The organism is Streptomyces sp. NPDC050315 (assembly GCF_040655775.1).
In the GTDB taxonomy this organism is placed as follows: domain Bacteria; phylum Actinomycetota; class Actinomycetes; order Streptomycetales; family Streptomycetaceae; genus Streptomyces.
In genome coordinates this window covers 42,064-59,679 of record NZ_JBFAKN010000010.1, presented here as the reverse complement: position 1 = coordinate 59,679, position 17,616 = coordinate 42,064, and the positions used below count along the sequence as shown (strand labels likewise).

Annotated in this window: 15 protein-coding genes; 8 read left to right on the top strand and 7 right to left on the bottom strand. The window is 70.7% G+C overall.

What is annotated here, in order from left to right:
* Window positions 1–106 precede the first annotated feature (106 nt).
* The 5 genes from AB0I82_RS31220 (at window position 107) to AB0I82_RS31200 (ending at window position 7,229) form a co-directional block, all read left to right on the top strand.
* Window positions 107–1,198 (top strand): substrate-binding domain-containing protein, encoded by a 1,092-nt coding sequence (locus AB0I82_RS31220; protein WP_363260788.1) that lies wholly within the window; start codon window positions 107–109, stop codon window positions 1,196–1,198.
* Window positions 1,199–1,321: 123 nt separating this feature from the next.
* Window positions 1,322–2,125: an ATP-binding cassette domain-containing protein gene (locus AB0I82_RS31215; RefSeq protein ID WP_363260787.1), complete on the top strand. Its 804-nt coding sequence runs from the start codon at window positions 1,322–1,324 to the stop codon at window positions 2,123–2,125.
* Window positions 2,122–3,429, top strand: a complete 1,308-nt coding sequence (locus AB0I82_RS31210) for a sugar ABC transporter permease (protein ID WP_363260786.1) — start codon at window positions 2,122–2,124, stop codon at window positions 3,427–3,429. The genes AB0I82_RS31215 and AB0I82_RS31210 overlap by 4 nt, the downstream gene beginning before the upstream one ends.
* A gap of 187 nt (window positions 3,430–3,616) precedes the next feature.
* A complete protein-coding gene (dxs, locus tag AB0I82_RS31205) occupies window positions 3,617–5,557 on the top strand; it encodes a 1-deoxy-D-xylulose-5-phosphate synthase (RefSeq protein WP_363260785.1) in 1,941 nt (646 codons plus the stop codon).
* Window positions 5,558–5,726: 169 nt separating this feature from the next.
* Window positions 5,727–7,229 carry an amino acid permease gene (locus AB0I82_RS31200; RefSeq protein WP_363260784.1) on the top strand — a complete coding sequence of 501 codons (1,503 nt, stop codon included), beginning with the start codon at window positions 5,727–5,729 and terminating at the stop codon, window positions 7,227–7,229.
* A 127-nt stretch (window positions 7,230–7,356) separates the two neighbouring features.
* On the opposite strand, the gene AB0I82_RS31195 is transcribed toward AB0I82_RS31200, so the two are convergent.
* Complete coding sequence (locus AB0I82_RS31195) at window positions 7,357–7,770, bottom strand: NTP pyrophosphohydrolase (RefSeq protein ID WP_363260783.1); 414 nt, start codon at window positions 7,768–7,770, stop codon at window positions 7,357–7,359.
* Window positions 7,771–8,060: 290 nt separating this feature from the next.
* Between AB0I82_RS31195 and AB0I82_RS31190 the strand changes: the two genes are divergently transcribed.
* On the top strand, window positions 8,061–8,810 hold the full coding sequence (locus AB0I82_RS31190) for a Clp protease N-terminal domain-containing protein (protein WP_363260782.1): 750 nt from the start codon (window positions 8,061–8,063) through the stop codon (window positions 8,808–8,810).
* 41 nt (window positions 8,811–8,851) lie between these two features.
* The gene (locus AB0I82_RS31185; protein ID WP_363260781.1) at window positions 8,852–9,361 is read left to right on the top strand and encodes an NUDIX domain-containing protein; all 510 of its coding nucleotides are present in this window, start codon (window positions 8,852–8,854) and stop codon (window positions 9,359–9,361) included.
* 36 nt (window positions 9,362–9,397) lie between these two features.
* Here the strand turns inward: AB0I82_RS31185 and AB0I82_RS31180 are convergent, their stop codons facing one another.
* The 3 genes from AB0I82_RS31180 to AB0I82_RS31170 form a co-directional block, all read right to left on the bottom strand.
* Window positions 9,398–9,871 carry a hypothetical protein gene (locus tag AB0I82_RS31180; protein ID WP_363260780.1) on the bottom strand — a complete coding sequence of 158 codons (474 nt, stop codon included), beginning with the start codon at window positions 9,869–9,871 and terminating at the stop codon, window positions 9,398–9,400.
* Window positions 9,872–10,081: 210 nt separating this feature from the next.
* Complete coding sequence (locus AB0I82_RS31175) at window positions 10,082–12,211, bottom strand: 3-hydroxyacyl-CoA dehydrogenase NAD-binding domain-containing protein (RefSeq protein ID WP_363260779.1); 2,130 nt, start codon at window positions 12,209–12,211, stop codon at window positions 10,082–10,084.
* The gene (locus tag AB0I82_RS31170) at window positions 12,208–13,425 is read right to left on the bottom strand and encodes an acetyl-CoA C-acyltransferase (RefSeq protein ID WP_363260778.1); all 1,218 of its coding nucleotides are present in this window, start codon (window positions 13,423–13,425) and stop codon (window positions 12,208–12,210) included. The genes AB0I82_RS31175 and AB0I82_RS31170 overlap by 4 nt, the downstream gene beginning before the upstream one ends.
* Before the next feature lie 237 nt (window positions 13,426–13,662).
* On the opposite strand from AB0I82_RS31170, the gene AB0I82_RS31165 reads away from it, so the two are divergent.
* A complete protein-coding gene (locus tag AB0I82_RS31165; protein ID WP_363260777.1) occupies window positions 13,663–14,361 on the top strand; it encodes a PepSY domain-containing protein in 699 nt (232 codons plus the stop codon).
* An 88-nt stretch (window positions 14,362–14,449) separates the two neighbouring features.
* Here AB0I82_RS31165 and AB0I82_RS31160 read toward each other — a convergent pair whose 3' ends face one another.
* The 3 genes from AB0I82_RS31160 to AB0I82_RS31150 all read right to left on the bottom strand — a co-directional run bounded on the left by AB0I82_RS31160 (window position 14,450) and on the right by AB0I82_RS31150 (window position 17,464).
* Complete coding sequence (locus AB0I82_RS31160; protein WP_363260776.1) at window positions 14,450–15,724, bottom strand: ribonuclease D; 1,275 nt, start codon at window positions 15,722–15,724, stop codon at window positions 14,450–14,452.
* 170 nt (window positions 15,725–15,894) lie between these two features.
* A complete protein-coding gene (locus AB0I82_RS31155) occupies window positions 15,895–16,557 on the bottom strand; it encodes a response regulator transcription factor (RefSeq protein WP_030261220.1) in 663 nt (220 codons plus the stop codon).
* A gap of 259 nt (window positions 16,558–16,816) precedes the next feature.
* Window positions 16,817–17,464: a DUF3000 domain-containing protein gene (locus tag AB0I82_RS31150; protein ID WP_363260775.1), complete on the bottom strand. Its 648-nt coding sequence runs from the start codon at window positions 17,462–17,464 to the stop codon at window positions 16,817–16,819.
* Window positions 17,465–17,616 lie beyond the last annotated feature (152 nt).

The window sequence follows — 17,616 nt, the reverse complement described above, 5'->3', positions numbered from 1 at the left end:
GTTGTCATCTCGTTAAGGATTTACTCCTTGACGCCCTGCGAGCGGCCGAGTTGACTCCAAGCACCTCGGCCGCAAGGACGCGGCCATGTCAGGGAGGGCCATCCCCATGAACGCATTTGTGCGTCGCGTCGTCATAGCCACCACCGCGGTCTCCATGGCCGCGACCGTGACCGCCTGCGGCAAGGCCGGCAGCGGCGGCGACAGCGGTGGTGACAAGAAGACCATCGGCCTCTTGCTGCCGGAGAACAAGACCACGCGCTACGAGACCTTCGACCGCCCCCTGATGGAGGCGAAGATCAAGGAGCTCTGCGCGGACTGCGTGGTGAAGTACAACAACGCCGCGCAGGAGACCGAGACGCAGAAGAAGCAGTTCGACGCGCTGATCACGCAGGGCGTCAAGGTCATCATCCTGGACGCGGTCGACTACAAGGCCACCAAGTCCTGGGTGAACCAGGCCGCCAAGAAGGGCGTCAAGGTCGTCGCGTACGACCGCCTCGCCGAGGGCGACATTTCGGCATACGTGTCCTACGACAACGAGAAGATCGGCCGCCTCCAGGGCGAGGGCCTGGTCAAGGCCCTGGGCAGCGACGCCAAGAACGCCAACGTTGTCATGATCAACGGCTCGCCGACCGACCCGAACGCCCCCTTCTTCAAGAAGGGCGCGCACTCGGTCCTCGACAAGCAGGTCAAGAAGATCGCCTACGAGCAGGACATCCCGGACTGGTCGCCGGACGAGGCCAACAAGAAGATGAACTCGGCGATCGACGCGCTCGGCAAGGACGGCTTCCAGGGCGTCTACTCCGCCAACGACGGCATGGCCGGCGGCATCCTCACCGCGCTCAAGCAGCGCAACGTCGACGTCCCCGTCGGCGGCCAGGACGCCGAACTGGCCGGTCTGCAGCGCATCCTGAAGGGCGAGCAGTCCTTCACGATCTACAAGCAGATCAAGCCGCAGGCCGAGACCACCGCCGAGGTCGCGGTCAAGCTCCTCAAGGGCGAGAAGCTCGGCTCCCTCACCCCGGACAAGGTCGACAGCCTCAGCGGCGAGGTCAAGGGCATCCCCGCGAAGCTGTACGACGCGCAGATCGTGACCAAGGACGACATCAAGGACACGATCATCAAGGACAAGGTCTACAAGGCGAGCCAGCTCTGCACCGCGGACTACAAGAAGGCGTGCGAGGAAGCCGGCATCAAGTAACCCCTCGGGCGGCCCGCGCACGGACGGTGCGCGCCCGCCCCGGCCCGTCGCCCGCGCCCACGAGAGGCGCGGGCCGCCGGGCACCCTCGTACGCACATCCCCGCCCGACAGGCGGCGAAGGAGATGATTCACGTGTCCGCTGCGCCCGTGCTGGCGTTGCGCTCGGTCTCCAAGCGGTTCGGCGCCGTCCAGGCGCTCACGGACGTCACGCTGGAGATCGAAGCCGGTGAGGTGGTCGCCCTGGTCGGCGACAACGGCGCCGGCAAGTCGACCCTCGTCAAGACCATCGCCGGGGTCCACCCCATCGACGAAGGCACCATCGAGTGGGAGGGGCGCCCGGTCCGCATCAACCGGCCGCACGACGCCCAGGAACTCGGCGTCGCCACCGTCTACCAGGACCTCGCGCTCTGCGACAACCTCGACGTCGTCGCCAACCTCTTCCTCGGCAGCGAACTGCGCCGCGCCTCCGTGCTCGACGAGATCGCCATGGAGAAGCGCGCCAAGGAGCTGCTGGACACCCTGTCCATCCGCATCCCCAGCGTCCGCATCCCCGTCGCGGCGCTCTCCGGCGGCCAGCGCCAGGTCGTCGCCATCGCCCGCGCGCTGATCGGCGACCCCAAGGTCGTCATCCTCGACGAGCCCACCGCGGCGCTCGGCGTCGAGCAGACCGCGCAGGTCCTCGACCTCGTCGAGCGGCTCCGCGAGCGCGGCCACGGCGTGATCCTGATCAGCCACAACATGGCCGACGTACAGGCCGTCGCGGACCGCGTCGCGGTGCTCCGCCTCGGCCGCAACAACGGCGTCTTCCCCGTGGCGGACACCTCCCACGAAGAGATCATCTCCGCCATCACCGGCGCCTCGGACAACGCCGTCACCCGCCGCAAGGCCCGCACGGACCAGGTCAAGAAGGAGCAGGGCGCGTCATGAGCAGCGACCTCACCAAGAGCGCGGCGGGCGCCACGCCGGACAAGGGCGCCGCAGCGGACCAGGGCGCCGTCCCGGCCGCGGCCGTCGACCCCCGCCTGCTCGTCCGCGAGCAGGGCTTCAAGGGGTACTGGACCGACTTCACCCGGCGGATGCGCGGCGGCGAGCTCGGCTCGCTGCCCGTCGTCCTCGGCCTGATCGTCATCGCGGTCGTCTTCCAGCTGCAGACCAGCAGCTTCCTGTCCGCCGGCTCCCTCGCCAACATCGGCATCTACACCTCCGGCCTCGGCATCATGGCCGTCGGCATCGTCTTCGTCCTGCTGCTGGGCGAGATCGACCTCTCGGTCGGCTCGGTGGCCGGCGTCGGCGCCGCGGTCTGGGCCGTGCTCAGCGTGACGAACGGCCTGAACGACTGGCTGTCCGTACTGATCGCCATCGTCTGCGGCCTGCTCATCGGCGCGCTGCACGGCTTCTTCTTCGCCAAGATCGGCGTGCCCGCCTTCGTGGTCACCCTCGCCGGCTTCCTCGGCTGGAGCGGCCTGCAGATCTGGATGATGGGCAAGGAAGGCTCCATCAACACGCCGGACGAGAGCGTGGTCGCCTACCTCACGGGCTACTACTTCGAGGACAAGGCGGCGGCGTACGGGCTGGCGCTGATCGCCGTCCTGGCGTACGCGGGCTCGCTGCTGCTGGACACCAAGCGGCGCAAGGCCGCCGGGCTGCCCTCGCGGCCGCTGAGCGAGGTGGCGCTGCGCACCGCCGCGGTCGCGGTGATCGCCTTCGTCGTCGCGTACGTGCTCAACGAGCCGGCCGGCGCGCGCGGCCTGCCGCTCGCCCTCGTCGTCTTCCTGGCCGTCCTGGTGATCGCCGACTTCGTGGTCCGCCGCACCAGCTACGGCCGGCAGATCTTCGCGGTCGGCGGCAACGCGGAGGCCGCACGCCGGGCCGGTATCAATGTCGACAAGATCCGGATCACGGTCTTCGCGATCTCCGGGATGCTCGCGGCCTTCGGCGGGCTCTTCATCGCCAGCCTCTCCGGCGGCGCCACGAAGAACCTCGGCGCGGGCAACACGCTGATGAACGTGATCGCCGCCGCGGTCATCGGCGGCACCAGCCTCTTCGGCGGCCGCGGCAAGATCTGGTCGGCGCTGCTGGGCATGCTGGTCATCCAGTCCATCCAGCAGGGCCTGAACCTGCTGGGCATGGCCAGCGAGATCCAGTACATGATCACCGGCGCGGTCCTGCTGGCCGCCGTCGTGATCGACTCGGTATCCCGGCGGACCCAGAAAACGGCCGGACGGACCTGACGCGCCCGGTCAGCGCGATGGCCCCTGCCCGGTTCCCTCCGGACGGGGGCCATATGCGTGACATTCCTCGCACGGCCCGCGCGCAGCGGCAGCGCGCGGAACATTAGACTCGTCTGATCGGCAAGCTCGATCAGCTCGGACCGGTAGCGAAGGTCCGGAAAACAGCTCGACGCACAAGGAGGCACGGGTGGCTCTGCTGACCCGTATCAGGGGACCGCGCGATCTGGACCGGCTCGGCCCGGAGCAGCTCGAGCAGCTCGCGGCGGAGATCCGGACGTTCCTGGTCGACGCCGTCGCCAAGACCGGCGGACACCTCGGCCCGAACCTCGGCGTGGTCGAGCTGACCATCGCCCTGCACCGCGTCTTCCACTCGCCCCAGGACCGGGTCCTCTTCGACACCGGCCACCAGTCCTACGTCCACAAGCTGCTGACCGGCCGCCAGGACTTCTCCAAGCTGCGCGCCAAGGGCGGCCTGTCCGGCTACCCCTCGCGCGCCGAGTCGGAGCACGACGTCATCGAGAACAGCCACGCCTCCACGGTGCTCGGCTGGGCCGACGGCCTCGCCAAGGCCAACCAGGTACGCGGCAAGGACGACCACGTCGTCGCGGTGATCGGTGACGGCGCGCTCACCGGCGGCATGGCCTGGGAGGCGCTGAACAACATCGCGGTCGCCAAGGACCGCCCGCTGGTCATCGTCGTCAACGACAACGAGCGCTCGTACTCCCCGACCATCGGCGGCCTGGCCGACCACCTCGCCACCCTCCGCACCACCGACGGCTACGAGCGCTTCCTCGCCCGCGGCAAGGAGATCCTGGACCGCACCCCGGTCGTCGGGAAGCCGGTCTACGACGCGCTGCACGGCGCCAAGAAGGGCCTGAAGGACCTCGTCGCCCCGCAGGGCATGTTCGAGGACCTCGGCCTGAAGTACGTCGGCCCGATCGACGGCCACGACATGGAGGCGCTGGAGTCCGCGCTGCAGCGCGCCAAGCGCTTCGGCGGCCCGGTCATCGTCCACTGCCTGACCGAGAAGGGCCGCGGCTACAAGCCCGCCGAGCAGGACGAGGCGGACCGTTTCCACGGCATCGGCGTCATCCACCCCGACACCGGTCTGCCGGTGTCCTCCGGCGGCGCCGACTGGACCTCGGTGTTCGGCGAGGAGATGGTCAAACTCGGCCGCGAGCGCAAGGACATCGTCGCGATCACCGCGGCGATGCTGCAGCCGGTCGGCCTGAAGAAGTTCGCCGACGCGTTCCCCGACCGGATCTACGACGTGGGCATCGCCGAGCAGCACGGCGCGGTCTCCGCGGCGGGCCTCGCGACCGGCGGCCTGCACCCGGTCTTCGCGCTGTACGCGACGTTCCTCAACCGCGCCTTCGACCAGGTCCTGATGGACGTGGCGCTGCACAAGTGCGGCGTCACCTTCGTCCTGGACCGCTCCGGCGTCACCGGCACCGACGGCGCCTCGCACAACGGCATGTGGGACATGTCGCTGCTGCAGGTCGTCCCGGGCCTGCGGATCGCCGCGCCGCGCGACGCCGACCAGGTACGCGCCCAGCTGCGCGAGGCCGTCGAGGTCGACGACGCACCGACCGTGGTGCGCTACTCCAAGGGCGCGGTCGGCCCGGCCGTCGAGGCGGTCGGCCGCATCGGCGGCATGGACGTGCTGCGCGCGCCGGCCAAGGACGTCAAGAAGCCCGACGTGCTGCTGGTCTCCGTCGGCGCGCTCGCCCCGATGTGCCTGGAGATCGCCGACCTGCTGGACAAGCAGGGCATCTCCACGACCGTCGTCGACCCGCGCTGGGTCAAGCCGGTCGACGCGGCCCTGCCGGGCCTGGCCGACCGGCACCGCGTCGTGGTCACGGTCGAGGACAACATCCGCTCCGGCGGCGTCGGCTCCGCGGTCGCGCAGGCGCTGCGGGACGCGGGCGTGGACGTGCCGCTGCGCGACTTCGGCATCCCGGAGAAGTTCCTCGACCACGCGTCGCGCAAGGAGATCATGGCCGAGATCGGTCTCACCGCGCCGGACATCGCCCGCCAGGTCACCGGCCTGGTCGCGAAGATCGACGGCCGCTACGAGGACACCGAGGACGCGCCGGCCGCCGAGCCGGCCCAGGTCGCCCAGGACTGATCGGTCCGACGCCGGCAGGGGCCGGCCCGCACTCCTCCGGGTGCGGGCCGGCCCCTCCGCATATCGAGTGATCTGTGGCGCCTCCGGGCACGCCGTCAATGACCTTTCCCCACTATTGCCGAGACTCGGTCAGTTGAGGATTCAGAGACGGTCGCCCGGAGGTTCGCCCATGAGCAGTTCGTTGCCGGAGCAGGAGGGCCGCCGCCGCGGCCTCTTCCGTACCAAGACGGTCGAGGAGTCGATCCGCGACACCGAAGAGCCGGAGCACGCGCTCAAGAAGTCCCTGTCCGCGCTGGACCTCACGGTCTTCGGCGTCGGCGTGATCATCGGCACCGGCATCTTCGTCCTCACCGGCAAGATCGCCAAGGAGACGGCGGGCCCCGCGGTCGCCCTCTCCTTCATCGTCGCCGGTGTGGTCTGCGCGCTGGCCGCCCTCTGCTACGCCGAGTTCGCCTCCACCGTCCCGGTCGCCGGCTCCGCGTACACCTTCTCCTATGCCTCGCTGGGCGAATTCCCCGCCTGGATCATCGGCTGGGACCTGGTACTGGAGCTGGCGCTGGCCTGTGCGGTGGTGTCCGTGGGCTGGTCCGGTTACATCCGCTCGCTGCTGGACTCCGCGGGCGTACAGCTGCCGGCGGGCCTCTCCGGTACCCACGACGGGCAGTTCGGATTCGACCTGCTGGCCTGCATCCTCGTCCTCGTCATCACGGCCATTCTGGTCGCGGGCATGAAGCTGTCCTCGCGGGTCACCGCGGTGGTCGTGGGCGTGAAGGTCACCGTCGTACTGATCGTCATCGCGGTCGGCGCGTTCTTCATCAACGGCTCGAACTACGACCCGTTCGTGCCGGATTCCGTGCCCAGCGAGGGCGGCAGCGGCTGGCAGGCGCCGCTGGTCCAGGTGATGTTCGGCTTCACCCCGGCGGACTTCGGCGTGATGGGCGTCTTCGCGGCCGCCGCCGTGGTCTTCTTCGCCTTCATCGGCTTCGACATCGTCGCCACCGCCGCCGAAGAGGCCCGTAATCCGCAGCGCGACGTACCGCGCGGCATCCTCGGCTCGCTGATCATCTGCACGATCCTCTACGTCGCCGTGTCCATCGTCGTCACCGGCATGCAGAAGTACAGCAGGCTGTCCACGGACGCGCCGCTCGCCGACGCCTTCAAGGACATCGGACACCCCTTCTGGGCCGGGCTGATCAGCTTCGGCGCGGCCGTCGGCCTCACCTCCGTCAGCATGATCCTGCTGCTCGGCCAGAGCCGGGTCTTCTTCGCGATGAGCCGCGACGGGCTGCTGCCCCGGGTCTTCTCCACGGTCCACCCGCGCTTCGGTACGCCCTACCGGTCCACGATCGCGCTCGGCGTGGTGGTCGCGGTCGTGGCCGGCTTCACCTCCATCGACGTCCTCGCCGAACTCGTCAACATCGGCACCCTCTTCGCCTTCGTCGTGGTCGCCGTGGGCGTGATCATCCTGCGCCGCACCCGCCCCGACCTGCCGCGTACCTTCCGTACCCCGCTGGTACCGCTGGTGCCGATCCTGTCGGTCATGGCGTCCCTGTGGCTGATGATCAACCTGACGGCGGAGACCTGGCTGCGGTTCGCCATCTGGATGGCCGTCGGACTCGCCTTCTACTTCGTGTACGGGCGGTCGCACAGCCGGATGGGGCGGCGCGACTGACGGACGGTTGCACGGCCGGACGGGGCGGGCTCGGCAAGACACGCCTGCTGCACGCGACCGGCCATTACGCCCGCCGACTGACGGTCCCTCATCTGTCGTACGCCCGGCCGCCGCGGCTGGCGGCGCCTCATCTGCGGTACGTCCGGCCGCCGCCGGTGCCGGCCGGGCGTACGGAACGGGGGCCCGTCACCCGGGCGCCCAGCGCCTCCACCCGCGCCCGCAGCCCCCGGTCGGCCGTCACGACCACACACGGCCGCCCCTCGGGCCGCTCGGCCACCAGCTCCACGATCCGGTCGTCGCCGCTGCCGTCGGCCGACACCACCCGTACGCCGTCGACGCTCGCCACCCCGCGCGCCGCGCCTTCCACGACGAGCACCAGCTCCACCGGCGGCTCCGCAAGCCCGGGCAGCCCGCTCGCGCCGTACGCCACAAGCCCGTCACGCAGCCGCTCGGCCGCGCCCCGCCGGTCGTGCCACCAGCCGTCGGGCACGGAGCCGACGACGTTGGCGCCGTCGATGATGAGGGTGGTTGTTGCTGTCATGGGTTCATCGTGGCAGGTCGGCCGGTGTGCCGGGCGGTTATCCACAGGGGCGGCGGGGGGTCGGTGAGGAGCGGTACCTTGCGAGCAGTGTGGTGGAGGCGGGGGAGGGGGTCTTTGCCATGGGGGTGGGCTTCGGGGCTTCGGGGGAGTGGGGGCTTCGGGGGTGCCGGTACCCCCGCCCCGTTGGTGGTTGGGGAGAGGGAGGGGCCCCGCCAGGGCCACGAGGTCGCCGCTCACGAATCGACAACCTAGGGTTGACGCTCGGGCGACCGTCAACCTACCGTTGACGCATGGCAGATTCCGTGGACCCCGTACGCAGCACGCACCCGGTGCGCCTCGACGACCTGATCGACGCCATCAAGAAGGTGCACACCGACGCCCTCGACCAGCTCACCGACGCGGTACTGGCCGCCGACCACCTCGGCGACGTGGCCGACCATCTGATCGGGCACTTCGTGGACCAGGCGCGGCGCTCGGGCGCGTCCTGGACGGACATCGGCAAGAGCATGGGCGTCACCAAGCAGGCGGCCCAGAAGCGCTTCGTCCCGAAGGGCCCCGCAGCCTCGGACCTCGACCCGAACGAGGGCTTCGGCCGCTACACGCCGCGCGCCCGCAACGTCGTCGTCACCTCCCAGAACGAGGCCAAGGCGGCAGGCCACGCCGAGATCCGAACCGGGCACCTGGTGCTGGGCCTGCTGGCCGAGGCGGAAGGGCTCGCTATGAAGGCCGTCGCCGCGCAGGGCGTGACGCCCGAGGCACTACGCGAGGCGGCCACTGGCGCGCTGCCGCCGGCGACGGACGGCGACGTCCCCGCCCTCATCCCCTTCGACGCCGCCGCCAAGAAGGCCCTGGAACTGACCTTCCGCGAGGCCCTGCGCCTCGGCCACAACTACATCGGCACCGAGCACATCCTGCTCGCCCTCCTGGAACAGGAGGACGGCGAGGGCGTACTGACCGGCCTCGGCATCACCAAGCAGGCCACCGAGGGCTGGGTCACGGAGACCCTGGAGGCCCTCCTGGCGGCCCGTCAGGCCGAGTGACGACCCATCACCCCTGAGCAGGGCGGCTGTAGGCTGCGCCGATGCCGATACTCAGACGGTTACGGGGGCGCCGCTCGGCCCGGGTGCTGCTCGTCGACGGCGGCGGCCGGGTGCTCCTCTTCCGGTCGCTCCGGGAGGCGGGGCGGCCGGCGGCCGGGTACTGCTGGTTCACGCCCGGCGGGGGAGTGCGCCGCTGGGAGCGCACGGCGCGGGCCGCCGCGCGCGAACTGGCCGAGGAGACCGGCCTGTCGGTGCCGCACACGGCGCTGACCGGGCCGGTGGCCCGCACCTCTGGGTACGCGGACCTGGGATGGAAGCGGGGCTGGTTCTCGGACGTCTTCTACGTGTGCCGGGTGGCCCGGCACGACGTGGACACCACCGGCTTCGAGGACCACGAGCGGGCGTCCATCGTGGACCACCGATGGTGGACGGCGGCGGAGCTGGCGACGGCGGAGGAGGACGTCTTCCCGTACAGTCTCGCCGGCCTCCTCACGGACATCCTCGCCGACCGCCTGCCCGACGAGCCGGTACGGCTGCCCTGGCACCACTGAACGGCGCCCGGGACCGACACGGTCGCCGCCCTCAGCTCACTGATCCTGCACCGGAGGGCAGTAGCCCGTCTTCTCGCCGATGGTGTTGATCTCGGCGTTGGGGCGCGGGTCGCCCGCGTAGTTGATCTGGTCCGTGCAGCTGACGTCGGGCTTCTTGGGGGTGCCGGACGGGGTGTCGGCCTTCTGCGGGGCCGGGCAGTGGCCGGTCTCCGCGCCGATGGAGTTGATCTCGGCGTTGGAGCGAGGGTCGCCCGCGTAGTTCAGCTGGTCCGTGCAGCGCGCGTCGGACTTCGCGGCGGTGGCCGACGGCGTGGCCTTGGGGGCGCTCTGGGCGGCCTTGTCCGCGGCAGTGGGGGGCTGCGTGGCCTGTGCAGAGGGGGACGAGGCAGAGGGGGAGGACGAGGCGTCGGTACTGGCCTGCTGGCAGGCGGTGAGGCCGAGCGCGGCGACGGTGATCACCATGGCGGCGGCGGCCTTGCGGGCGTGGCGGAGGGTGGTGCGGTGCAACATGTTCGGCCCCGTTCTCGGTTCTCGACGTGGTGGTGTCCGGTGGTGCGTGAGAACAACAATGTCGACCGCTGCTGGTGATCCACCGCCGTACGGCTAACGTCTCGCTAACGCGCCACCGCACCACAGAGCTGCCCCCGCACACAGAACTGCCCCGGCACCACTGAGGGATGGTGCCGGGGCAGTTCGCCCGTGGGGGCGGGTGCGGCCGCGTTACGCGGGGACGCTCGCGATGCCCGGGGCCAGGAACTTCTTGCCGTTGACGCGCTCGGAGACGCCCGCGCGGTCCAGGTACGGCGTGATGCCGCCCAGGTGGAAGGGCCAGCCGGCGCCGGTGATCAGGCACAGGTCGATGTCCTGCGCCTCGGCGACGACACCCTCGTCCAGCATCAGGCCGATCTCCTGCGCGACGGCGTCCAGGACGCGGTCACGGGTCTGCTCCTCGGTGAGGACGGTGTCGCCCTGCTGGAGGAGCGCCGCGACCTCCGGGTCCAGCTCGGGCGCGCCCGAGTCGTACACGTAGAAGCCGCGCTTGCCGGCGTCCACGACGGCCTTGAGGTTCGGCGAGACCTTGAAGCGCTCCGGGAAGGCGCGGTTCAGGGTCTCGGACACGTGCAGGCCGATCGCCGGGCCGACCAGCTCCAGCAGGACCAGCGGCGACATCGGCAGGCCGAGCGGCTCGACCGCCTTCTCGGCGACGGCGACCGGGGTGCCCTCGTCGATGACGTTCTGGATCTCGCCCATGAAGCGGGTCAGGATGCGGTTCACGACGAACGCCGGGGCGTCCTTGCACAAGACCGCGGTCTTCTTCAGCGACTTGGCCACGCTGAACGCCGTGGCCAGGGACGCGTCGTCGGTCTGCTCGCCGCGCACGATCTCCAGCAGCGGCAGGATCGCGACCGGGTTGAAGAAGTGGAAGCCCACGACCCGCTCGGGGTGCTTCAGCTTCGACGCCATCTCCGAGACCGACAGCGAGGAGGTGTTGGTCGCGAGGATGGCGTGTGCCGGGGCGACCGCCTCGACCTCCGCGAACACCTGCTGCTTGACGCCCATCTCCTCGAACACGGCCTCGATGATGAAGTCCGCGTCCGCGAAGCCGTCCGCCTTGTCCAGGACGCCGGTGACCAGGCCCTTGAGGCGGTTCGCCTTGTCCTGGTTGACGCGGCCCTTGAGCAGCAGCTTGTCGATCTCGCCGTGGACGTACTCCACGCCCTTGTCGATCCGCGCCTGGTCGATGTCGGTCAGTACGACCGGCACCTCCAGCCGGCGCGCGAAGAGCAGCGCCAGCTGAGAGGCCATCAGGCCCGCACCGACGACGCCGACCTTGGTGACCGGGCGGGCCAGGTTCTTGTCCGGCGCACCGGCCGGGCGCTTGGCGCGCTTCTGCACCAGGTTGAACGAGTAGATGCCGCTGCGCAGTTCGCCGCCCATGATCAGGTCCGCGAGGGCCTGGTCCTCCGCGTCGAAGCCCTGGCGCAGGTCGCCGTTCTTGGCCTTGGCGATGATGTCCAGCGCGCGGTACGCGGCCGGGGCGGCGCCGTGCACCTTGCCGTCGGCGATGGCCTTGCCGCGCGCCACGGCCTGGTCCCAGGCGTCGCCGCGGTCCAGCTCGGCCCGTACGACCTCGGTGTCGCCCTTGAGGACGGAGGCGGTCCAGATCAGCGACTGCTCCAGGAAGTCCGCGCCCTCGAAGAGCGCGTCGGCGATCCCGAGGTCGTAGACCTGCTGGCCCTTGAGCTGCTTGTTCTGGTTGAGCGAGTTCTCGATGATCACCGAGACCGCGCGGTCGGCGCCGATGAGGTTCGGCAGCAGGACGCAGCCGCCCCAGCCCGGTACGAGGCCCAGGAAGACCTCGGGGAGGGAGAAGGCGGGCACGGCCTTGGAGACCGTACGGTACGAGCAGTGCAGGCCGACCTCGACGCCGCCGCCCATCGCCGCGCCGTTGTAGTACGCGAAGGTCGGTACGGCCAGCGCGGACAGCCGCTTGAAGACGTCGTGGCCGCCCTTGCCGATGGCCAGCGCGTCCTCGTGCTTCTTCAGCAGCTCGACGCCCTTGAGGTCGGCGCCGACGGCGAAGATGAACGGCTTGCCGGTGATGCCGACGCCGACGATGTCGCCGTCCGCGGCCTCCTTCTCGACCTGGTCGATGGCGACGTTGAGGTTCGCCAGCGACTGCGGTCCGAAGGTGGTCGGCTTGGTGTGGTCCAGGCCGTTGTCCAGCGTGATGAGCGCGAACTTGCCAGCGCCCTGCGGGAGGTCGAGGTGGCGTACGTGCGCCTGGGTCACGACCTCGTCGGGGAAGAGCTCGGCCGCGCCCTTCAGAAGCTCTGCGGTAGTAGTCACTTGTTCCCCTCGAAGTGCGGGTTCTCCCAGATCACGGTGCCACCCATGCCGAAGCCGACACACATGGTGGTGATGCCGTAGCGGACGTGCGGCTGCTCCTCGAACTGCCGCGCCAGCTGCGTCATCAGACGCACGCCGGAGGAGGCGAGGGGGTGGCCGAACGCGATGGCGCCGCCGTACTGGTTGACGCGCGGGTCGTCGTCGGCGATGCCGTAGTGGTCCAGCAGCGAGAGCACCTGGACGGCGAACGCCTCGTTGATCTCGAAGAGGCCGATGTCGTCGATCGACAGGCCGGCCTTGGCCAGCGCCTTCTCGGTCGCCGGGACCGGGCCGATGCCCATGACCTCCGGCTCCACGCCCGCGAACGCGTAGTCCACCAGGCGCATCTTGACGGGCAGGTCCAGCTCGCGCGCCACGTCCTCGGCGGCGATGAGGGAGGCGGTGGCGCCGTCGTTGAGGCCCGCCGCGTTACCGGCCGTCACGCGGCCGTGCGGGCGGAACGGGGTCTTGAGGCCCGCCAGGTTCTCCAGGGTGGTGCCGGGACGCATCGGCTCGTCGGCGGTGGCGAGGCCCCAACCGGTCTCGCCCGCTTCGGCGTTGGTGCGGCGCACGGAGATCGGTACCAGGTCGGCCTGGATCTTCCCGTCCGCGTACGCCTTGGCCGCCTTCTCCTGGCTGCGCACGGCGTACTCGTCGGCGCGCTGCTTGGTGATGTGCGGCAGGCGGTCGTGCAGGTTCTCCGCCGTCATGCCCATGAAGAGGGCGGACTGGTCGACCAGCTTCTCGCTGACGAACCGCGGGTTCGGGTCGACGCCCTCGCCCATGGGGTGGCGGCCCATGTGCTCGACGCCGCCGGCCACGGCGATGTCGTACGCGCCGAAGGAGACGCCGCCCGCGATGGACGTGACGGCGGTCATCGCACCCGCACACATCCGGTCGATCGAGAAGCCGGGTACGGACTGCGGCAGACCGGCCAGAATTCCGGCGGTCCGGCCCAGGGTCAGGCCCTGGTCGCCGATCTGGGTGGTCGCGGCGAGCGCGACCTCGTCGATACGGGCCGGATCCAGATCCGGGTTGCGGCGCAGCAGCTCCCGGATGCACTTGACGACCAGGTCGTCGGCGCGGGTCTCGTGGTAGATGCCCTTCGGGCCCGCCTTGCCGAACGGGGTGCGGACGCCGTCGACGAAGACGACGTCCCTAGCGGTACGAGGCACGTTGGCTCTCCTCCAGGTGCGGGATGGCACTGCTGCGGGGCGCGTTCATGGCGCGCTGCCCACCGTCATGCTACTTGCGGGTAACCAACCTGCCCAGCCCCCTCGGCCGGAGCGGCGAACGTCACATTCACTGCTGTTGCTCCGGAGACGTTCTGAGCTTCCCGCGATCCGGGTGGCTTCGGCCGGTCTTCGCTGCGTCGCGGACGTACAGGGACGTAACGCCCCTACTCTGCCCCCATGAATACGAAGCGAAGCGGAACGCTCGCGTACGGGAATCGCGCGGCGCGGCTGCGCGCGGCCGGTCTGCTCTGTGCCGTGGCCGTGGCGGGCGCGCTGGTCACCGGCTGCGGTGACGACAACGGCGGGGGCGGGGGCGGCGACGCGTCCCCGAAGGCGTCCGACGGCGGCAAGTCCGCCGCCGCCTCTCCGACCGCGAGCGGCAAGCTCACCGAGGACCAGACCGAGCGCAAGGCCCTCATCCCCAAGGCGAAGATCACTTACGACAAGGCGCTGTCGGCCGCCACGGGTGCCGTGTCCGGGTCCAAGCCGGTCTCGGCCGAGCTGAAGCGCGGGTCGGGCGGCAAGCCGGTGTGGGAGACCGAGGTCGCCACCACCGACGGCACCAAGAGCATGGTCACCGTCGACGCGGTCTCCGGGAAGGCGGCCAAGCCCCGGACCGACAGCGACGAGGACACCGACGACAAGAAGAAGCTCGCCGACTGGCTGACGAAGGCCAAGGTCACCGCCCAGCAGGCGGCCCAGGTGGCCACGGACAAGAAGAAGGGCACGGTCAGCTCGGTCGAGCTGGACGACAACGACCAGGGCAAGGAGATCTGGTCCGTCGATGTCGTCACCAAGAACGACTGGAACAAGACGACGTACGACATCGACGCGGCCAACAAGAAGGTGCTCCGCACCCACGTCGACATGGACTGAGCTCCTCTTTGCTGCCGCGCCGCAAAACGCCGGACGGGCCGGTAAAAACCAGCCCGTCCGGCGATTGAGGACAAGACGCCCGCAGGCGTCAGCCCGCAGACGAGGTACTGAGCGCCTCCACCAGCAGCGGCGTCACCAGCTCGACCTGCCAGGGCCGAGCACCGTACCCGGCCAGCGCCTCGGAAACCGCCGACGAAGTCGGCACCGGCGGCTCCCAGCACACCCTCCGCACCGTGTCCGGCGTGATCAGGTTCTCCTGCGGCAGGTTCAGCTCCTCGGCGAGCGCCGTCACCGCCGTACGGGCCGCGGACAGCCGGGCCGCGGCCGCCGGGTCCTTGTCGGCCCAGGCGCGCGGCGGCGGGGGACCGTTCAGCGGCTGGCCCGGCTGCGGCAGCTCGGACTCGGGCAGCGCCCGCGCCCGGTCGATCGCCGCCTGCCACTGCTCCAGCTGCCGGCGGCCCATGCGGTGGCCGAAGCCGGGCAGCGCGGCGAGCGCGTGCGCGTTCGGCGGGAGGTTCAGCGCGGCCTCCACGATCGCCGCGTCCCCCAGTACCTTGCCCGGCGAGACGTCGCGCTTCTGCGCGACCCGGTCGCGGGCCGTCCACAGCTCCCGTACGACCGCCATCTGCCGCCGTCGCCGCACCTTGTGCATGCCGGACGTGCGGCGCCAGGGGTCCTTGCGGGGCGGCGCCGGCGGGGCAGCGGCGATCGCCGCGAACTCCTGCCGGGCCCAGTCCAGCTTCCCCTGCCGGTCCAGCTCCTCCTCCAGCGCGTCCCGCAGGTCGACCAGCAGCTCCACGTCCAGCGCCGCGTACCGGAGCCAGGGCTCGGGCAGCGGGCGGGTGGACCAGTCCACCGCGGAGTGGCCCTTCTCCAGCGCGTAGCCGAGGACGTTCTCCACCATCGCGCCGAGGCCGACGCGGGCGAAGCCGGCCAGCCGTCCGGCCAGCTCGGTGTCGAAGAGCGAGGCGGGGAGCATCCCTATGTCACGCAGGCAGGGCAGGTCCTGGGTCGCCGCATGCAGCACCCACTCGGCGTCGGCGATGGCCGCGCCCAGCGCGCTCAGGTCGGGGCAGGCGACCGGGTCGATCAGGACGCTGCCGGCCCCTTCGCGGCGCAGCTGTACCAGGTAGGCGCGCTGGCCGTAGCGGTACCCGGAGGCCCGCTCGGCGTCCACGGCGACCGGGCCGCTGCCCGCGGCGAAGGCCGCGACGACCTGCGCGAGGTCCTCGTCGGTTGCGGTGACGGGCGGAATGCCCTCGCGGGGTTCGAGAAGCGGAACCGGCGCCGGCCGGGGGTCTTCCGTTGCGTCCCCGGGGGTTCGCAGTGTCGAGTCTTCTGCGGTCTTTTGGGCGTCGGTCACCAGTCAAGAGTATCGGTGTATGCACCACGTCCGCCGAGGGAACGTTCCCTCGACGGACGCTGTGCCGGTGTAAAGGCTCTTGTGCGGGTGTAAAGGCGCTACGGGTGAGGCGGGCGGGCGGCGGGGCGGCATCGACGGGCGGTCCCGGTGCTCAGGGATGATCCCGGTACTCAGTGGATGATGCCGGTACGCAGCGCGACGGCGACCATGCCGGCCCGGTCGCCCGTGCCGAGCTTGCGGGCGATGCGGGCGAGGTGGCTCTTGACCGTGAGGGCCGAGAGTCCCATCGAGACGCCGATGGCCTTGTTCGACTGGCCTTCGGCGACCAGTCTCAGTACTTCTACCTCGCGCCCCGAGAGCTCGCGGTAGCCGCCGGGGTGGCCGGGGGCGCCGGGCGGGCGGCGGTGCATACGGGCGGCGCCCGCGCCGATGGGCGCGGCGCCGGGGCGGCCCGGGATGCCGAGGTTGGTACGGGTGCCGGTGACGACGTAGCCCTTGACGCCGCCGGCGAGGGCGTTGCGTACCGCGCCGATGTCGTCGGCGGCGGAGAGCGCGAGGCCGTTGGGCCAGCCGGCCGCCCGGGTCTCGGACAGCAGGGTGAGGCCGGAGCCGTCGGGAAGGTGGACGTCGGCCACGCAGATGTCGCGCGGGTTGCCGACGCGGGGGCGGGCCTCCGCGATGGACGACGCTTCGATCACGTCGCGTACTCCGAGGGCCCACAGGTGGCGGGTGACGGTGGAGCGGACGCGCGGGTCGGCCACGACGACCATGGCCGTCGGCTTGTTCGGGCGGTAGGCGACCAGGCTCGAAGGTTGCTCGAGGAGAACAGACACCGGGCCTCCTGGGGAGTGGCGGGGACGGAAGCCGGCTTCAGGGGAGTGAGCCGGAGTGCTCCCGTGTTTGAAGGGTCACAGACCTCTTCGGCAGTAATCCGGCCGGACTTTAGAGTTTGATCACGATTTAGTTTGGGCAATTCGGGCAAATCGGATGGTTGATCGAGGTCGGGACGGCATGCCTACGCCGCGCGGGCCGCCCCCTCGGAGGGGCGGCCCGCGCGGCTTCGGAGGCCCTGTTCCAGTAAAGGAAAGGCGATCAGCGCAGCTGCGGTCCCCGGCGCTGCGGCAGCGGCACCACGCCGCCCCGCCCCGCCGGCTCCACCGGCGCCGGCGGCAGCCCCGCCACCTGGCACAGCAGATCGCACCAGGCCGTCAGATGCGCCCCGATGTCCCGCACCCCCTGCGGCCCCTCCGCCGGCGTCCAGGAAGCCCGCAGTTCGAGCTGGGTGTCCGGCGCCCGGTCGGCGATGCCGCCGAAGTAGTACGAGCCCGCGCGCGTGACCGTGCCGCTCGGCTCGCCGTACGGAACGCCGCGCGCCTCCAGCGCCCCGGTCAGCCAGGACCAGCACACGTCCGGCAGCAGCGGATCGGTGGCCAGCTCCGGCTCCAGCTCCGCGCGGGCCAGCGTCACCACCCGGAAGGTGCCGTGCCAGGCGTCGTGTCCGGCCGGGTCGTGCAGCAGTACCAGCCGGCCGTCGGCCAGGTCCGTATCGCCGTCCGCGTCCCGTTCGACCACCGTTGCCTCCAGCGCGTGCGCGAACGGCGCGAGCCGTTTGGGCGCGGGCATCGGCGCGATCTCGATCTCGGATCGCAACCGGGCCGCATGGAGGGCCTCGACCGCCTGACGGAAGGCGATCGGGGTCTCGTCCGCGCTGTCCGCGAGGTGTTCCTGAGCCGCTGCCATGCTGGGAAGGTTAGGCGCAATGCCGTGTTCATATGCGGAGGACACCCGCCGGGCGGGTCGCCCGTTCGGAGGTGTGTCCCTCCCCGTGCGAAGATTCGGGGCGTGAGTGCCAACGACGTTCCCCGCGCTCTTGACGCCGACCGAGCAGGGGA